Genomic DNA, 4,208 nt, shown 5'->3' with positions numbered 1-4,208 from the left:
ATTCTTTAAAGCTTCTTGTAACTGAAAATGATTAATCTTTCCAGCTCGAACTAATATATCTCCTAGACGTCTTTTTTCAGCTAACCCCATATCCTTCCTCCACATGTTGCAAAAATGTCAAAAATTACTACAATTATACAATAAAATAACATTTTATTCAATATTTTACCTTTTTTTCCTAAATTAATAAATTAAATTCAGATAAAATTCTATAATATTTTGTCCCATTAACATCGCAATAAAAGATCCCATGACCAGATAGGGACCAAAAGCCATTTCATCCTTCATTCCTTTTGATTTTAAACTTAATAATATCGCCCCAACGATACCACCTAAAACAAATCCAAAAAATAAAGTAATCACCGATCCTTGAGTTCCAAGATATAAGCCAGCTAATGCTGCAATTTCAATATCGCCTTCGCCCATCCCACGTGTTAAAACTACAATTAATCCAATCACACTAAATCCAATGAATGCACCCATCAAATCATCTACTGGCCATGCTTGGGATTTAAAACTTTCTATCCCGATAAATAATAATCCGCCTAATGCGGTAATTAAAGTTGTTGATCGATACACATAAGTCGTTTTAAAATCAATCAAACCAATCAAAGTCATTAAAACTGTAAAAAATAAATATTTATAAAAGTCTAACTGTAAACCATATTTTTGATAAAGAGAAATTCCTATACTTCCTATTAATGCAGAAAGTAATAAACTATCTATGATTTCTTTCTGATTAAAATGTATCTTCCAGCTTGCCATCGGTAGCTCTTCGATTAATCCCGTAGCTGCTATTTTTATCATTGGACCTAGGCAAAGACTCATAATTAAAATAATACTGATCATGTCTAACCGTCCTTTTCTCCTTAATTTTAAGCATAAAAAAAACGGCTCCACAAAAAAGGCAGCCGGTTGTACCAATAACTCCATATGCCCCAGGTACCCAAATACAGGACATATTTCAACATTTCTAACTAAAATAATATCATTTTTTTTAAATAATATCAATTTTTTACATTTTTTAAAATTTATATTTTCATTTGAAAAGTACAACGATTGAATCAAAAACACAATCTATTCATTCTTAGAACCCTAATATTATTTAATTAACCTTCTACTCATGAACTTCAACTAAATAACATTTTTATAATTTTATCCCTTAATTTGTAAATATTTTAGAAATATCTGGATAGACTAACTTCTGAGGTGAAGTTATGTGAAAAAGTTATCCACATTTTTTAAGACCAAATATTTAGTTGTAACAATGATTATGGGAATTGAGTTAGTGGCAATCCTGGGACTAACCGTTTATCAATATTTTAAATATCTCCCTGCCCCAGACATTAACGTCAATACCACCATTACTTTTTATGATTCAGATGGAGAAGTCTTTTTAGAAAAAACATACCCTAAAAATCAAAACTGGGTTACACTCGATGAAATTTCTCCTTACGTGATTGATGGATTTATTGCGACCGAAGACCGTAATTTTTATAATCATATGGGATTTGATCCAATTCGCATTGCAAAAGCCGTTTTAGTTAACATAACGACAGGAAGCAAATCTCAAGGTGCATCAACGATTACCCAGCAGTATGCTCGTAATTTATTCTCGGACTTTGATAAAACATGGGAAAGAAAAATTAAAGAGGCATTTTATGCATTGAAGCTTGAAATTGCCTATGATAAGGAGACCATTTTAGAAGGTTATTTAAATACAATTAACTTCGGTCATGGTAACTATGGAATTGAAGATGCAGCCTTATTCTACTTTGACAAACATGCGAGTGAACTCACACTCGAAGAAGCATCTGTTTTAGTTGGGATTCCAAAAGGTCCTAGCTACTACTCTCCACTCATCAACTACGAAAATGCCATGTCAAGAAAACAAATCGTGCTAAAATCAATGCTCGTTGAAGACTATATTACACAAGAAGAATACGATCTTGCGCTTAACACAGAGGCAACCATTATTGGGGAACATCCAGAAGCACTTGAATATGATGCCCCATATTATGTCGATGCTGTTTTAAGTGAAGTGGATAAACTGCTAGATGGACAAATGATGTCCTATCGTCATTTAAATATTTACACGACGCTTGATCGCGAGATTCAAACTTATGTCAACGATGCTATTGAAGACACGATTAAACAAGAGGGAGTTCAAACAGCCGTCATCGTTATGGACCCTCAAACTGGATATGTGAAAGCTCTCAGTGGTGGAACCAATTACGAAACCTCTCAATTTAATCGAGCGTTATATAGTCGACGTCAAATCGGTTCTATGATGAAGCCATTTCTCTATTACGCCGCCCTTGAGTACGGATTCACCCCTTCAACCACCTTTATGAATGAACCTACATCTTTCACTTATAATGATGGAGCGAACACTTATACACCTGGAAACTACTCAGGTGCCTATGCTTACGACGAAATTTCAATGGCTAATGCCATTGCTGTATCTGACAATATCTTTGCAGTTAAAACGCACATGTTTTTAGGAATGGATGTCCTGTCTGAAACCGTGAAACGCTTTGGAATCGAAGAAGAAATTCCACAGATTCCATCCGCTATTCTTGGAGTTAGTTCAATAAATATTATGGAAATGGCCGAGGCCTATAGTATCTTTGCTAATAACGGACAAAGTGTTGAACGAAAATTTGTAACTGAAATTACAGATGGACGTGGCTTCTATGTGTATAAAGATCAAGCCTCTCAAGGTGAACAAGTTTTAGATCAAACCAAAACGTATATCATGAATGAAATGATGACTGGAATGTTTGATATTAATCAAAACAATCATCTATCCGTAACAGGACTATCTATTATCCCAGAACTTACCCACCGATATGCTGGTAAAAGTGGAACAACAAACACCGATTCTTGGATGATTGGATATACTCCTGAACTTGTGACAACCGTTTGGACTGGATACGATGAAGGTCAGACACTCGATGGTGTTGAAGTCAATCGATATGCCAAAAATATTTGGGCATCTGTCATGGAAAACTCATTAAAAGAAAGTGGATCGACTTGGTTTGAAACACCTAAAAACGTTGTTCCAGTTTCAATCGACCCCGTATCTGGGTACCTTGCAGCAGATGACTGCGATAAAAAAGTAACGCTTTATTATGAAAAAGGAAATATCCCAACAACGACATGTTCAGCTCATGAAAAAGAAACAACTATTGTGGATAACGCAAACTAAAAAAGAAGATGTAAAAGTAGCTTTCTACTCTTACATCTTCTTTTTATCTTTTGTTTTCTAAATATTCTTTTAAAATATAAGGCATTTTTGCTTCAAGTACTTTAAACTCTGTCTTTAAATCCACTTTAATATTATCCACATCTTTTGAAATATTATTGATTTCCTCTTTTAAGCGTTGATTCTCTTCTCTAACAACCGCCCTAATCAAATCAATAATATTCTCTTCCTCTACCTTTTTCGCTTCACGTTCCATATCAGCAATAATTAAATTACAAATATAATTAGATTGATTCTTCTTTGACTGTAGATAAGGAATAACTGTAGGTTCGTAATGTTCGTTAATATTAAACGTTTTAAGCATGCTCTCAGATCCCTTCTTATCAATTAAATGGTTAACTTAAAACGACTTTTACATAAAAAATAGTCCATTCACAAACTCGATTAATACCATTGTTACTTGAATAATTTAACCTTTACTAAATCATATGCGACACGTTGCAAATCTAGACATTTTTTAAGTAATTTTTATTAACTTTCTTTATCCTTCCTCCCCATCAAGCCTTCATTACCTATATCAAAACAAAAACATTTCTTATCTATTTCAAGTCACAATTAATAGCTAACAAAAAAATTTATAATCTATTCACCTGTTCATCTCAAGTAATGCCTAAATATTTTAAACTAATTCAGCGTATACTAACTTTAGCTATAAAAAACTGATCTGGACTTCTATATTCAACTTATTTAACGTCAGGAGGATTCCCATGAAAGACAAAAATTTAATAGAAAAAATACAATTTGAAGCTGGTCAAATAACCGAAGGAATCATTTTAGGAACAGGAAAAGTTGTCACAGCTATCGAAGATGCTGCCGTCGATCTAACAGAAGATATTCTTGATACTGTCAAAGAAAACAATGAAGATTTAGCCGATGATATCGATGAATTAGAAGAAAAAATAGAAAAAAATCGTATCTCTAGTAAAGAATAAAAAAAGTA

General features: G+C 33.2%; 4 protein-coding genes and 1 riboswitch. Of the genes, 2 read left to right on the top strand and 2 right to left on the bottom strand.

What is annotated here, in order from left to right:
- Positions 1-183 precede the first annotated feature (183 nt).
- A complete protein-coding gene (locus HMPREF9402_RS06485) occupies positions 184-849 on the bottom strand; it encodes a prepilin peptidase (RefSeq protein ID WP_009606893.1) in 666 nt (221 codons plus the stop codon).
- A gap of 51 nt (positions 850-900) precedes the next feature.
- Positions 901-984, bottom strand: a riboswitch (cyclic di-GMP riboswitch).
- A 235-nt stretch (positions 985-1,219) separates the two neighbouring features.
- Here HMPREF9402_RS06485 and HMPREF9402_RS06480 point away from each other — a divergent pair.
- Positions 1,220-3,211 carry a transglycosylase domain-containing protein gene (locus HMPREF9402_RS06480; RefSeq protein ID WP_006783513.1) on the top strand — a complete coding sequence of 664 codons (1,992 nt, stop codon included), beginning with the start codon at positions 1,220-1,222 and terminating at the stop codon, positions 3,209-3,211.
- A 43-nt stretch (positions 3,212-3,254) separates the two neighbouring features.
- Here HMPREF9402_RS06480 and HMPREF9402_RS06475 read toward each other — a convergent pair whose 3' ends face one another.
- On the bottom strand, positions 3,255-3,572 hold the full coding sequence (locus HMPREF9402_RS06475) for a hypothetical protein (RefSeq protein ID WP_006783512.1): 318 nt from the start codon (positions 3,570-3,572) through the stop codon (positions 3,255-3,257).
- A gap of 403 nt (positions 3,573-3,975) precedes the next feature.
- Between HMPREF9402_RS06475 and HMPREF9402_RS06470 the strand changes: the two genes are divergently transcribed.
- Positions 3,976-4,200 carry a hypothetical protein gene (locus HMPREF9402_RS06470; protein WP_009606894.1) on the top strand — a complete coding sequence of 75 codons (225 nt, stop codon included), beginning with the start codon at positions 3,976-3,978 and terminating at the stop codon, positions 4,198-4,200.
- Positions 4,201-4,208: the final 8 nt, after the last annotated feature.

This window comes from Turicibacter sp. HGF1 (genome assembly GCF_000191865.1).
GTDB lineage: Bacteria > Bacillota_I > Bacilli_A > MOL361 > Turicibacteraceae > Turicibacter > Turicibacter sanguinis.
This window is presented reverse-complemented; position numbering and strand designations above follow the sequence as displayed.